Genomic DNA, 1156 nt, shown 5'->3' on the forward strand with positions numbered 1-1156 from the left:
GTGCAACTGTCGAGCCGAAAAATCTTGGGGGAGCGAAGCGGAGGAAAGAATTTTCGGAGCCCTCGGGCCGCCGTCAGGCGTCGGCGGTTGCGCGCAGGTCACCGCCGGCGAGACTCGGAAAGCCAGAAGGGAACAACAACAACGCCCTTCACCGGGCGGAGCGCAGCGGAGCTCGAATTAGGGGACACCGCAGGTGGCCTCGCCCGGGACGAAGGACCGCGCGGCCACCGAAAGGCAAGCAAAGGATGCTGTAGGAGTGCGCTGATTAGCATCGGATTCGCTGAGCCGGTCGCTACTGCAGGCCCGTGGCACGCGGTGTGTCGTGATACGGAATGATGTGTGTGACGCACCGGCTGCTGCGGACTGTGTACCGCCTGTTCAGACGGCGTGCACGGGCTCACACTGGGCGTCCAACACCTATCGCGAACCTAGTAAGGAGCCGTGTGAGCACCCTCGGTAGTTTCATCTGGTCGATCGCCGACCAACTTCGGGGGCCCTACCGTCCCAACCAGTACGGCAACGTGATCCTCCCGCTCACCATCCTGCGCCGCCTCGACTGCATCATCGAGCCTGACCGCGAGACGGTGCGAGAGCTGGCGGCGAAGTACGACAACCCCAACCGGCTCAAGATCGAGGTCAAGAAGGCCACGGGGCGGCCGTTCTACAACACCTCGAACTACTCGTTCGCCAACCTCCTCAAGGACGCCGACGGTCTGGCGGACAACCTGGCCGACTACATCGACCGGTTTTCACCCGATGTCGACGTGTTCGAGTACTTCGACTTTAAGAAGGAAATTCTCGCCCTGGAGAAGGCGGAGCTACTGCGCGAGGTCATCACGTCCTTCAAGGCTGTCGACCTGCATCCGGACGTCGTCTCCAACGCCGATATGGGCGATGCGTTCGAGTACATCATCCGCAAGTTCAACGAGGCCGCGAACGAGACTTCCGGCGACCACTACACCCCGCGGGACGCGATCCGGCTCCTGGTCGACCTGCTCTTCGCCGAGAAGGACGCCGACCTGACCGAGGCCGGCATCGTCCGCACGCTGTACGACCCGACCGCGGGCACCGGCGGCATGCTCGCCCTGGCCGAGGAGCACCTCCTCGAACAGAACCCCGACGCGAAGCTGAGCCTGTACGGCCAGGAGTACAACGG

The 1156-nt window shown here is 63.4% G+C and carries 1 protein-coding gene; it reads left to right on the top strand.

The annotated features are described in order from the left end of the window. Positions 1-443: 443 nt before the first annotated feature. Positions 444-1156 (top strand): type I restriction-modification system subunit M N-terminal domain-containing protein (locus tag ACFWJO_RS40250; RefSeq protein ID WP_386873312.1); only part of this gene is annotated, 713 nt, incomplete at its 3' end.

Origin of the sequence: Streptomyces sp. NPDC127092, assembly GCF_042722475.1 — a bacterium.
Classification (GTDB): Bacteria; Actinomycetota; Actinomycetes; order Streptomycetales; family Streptomycetaceae; genus Streptomyces.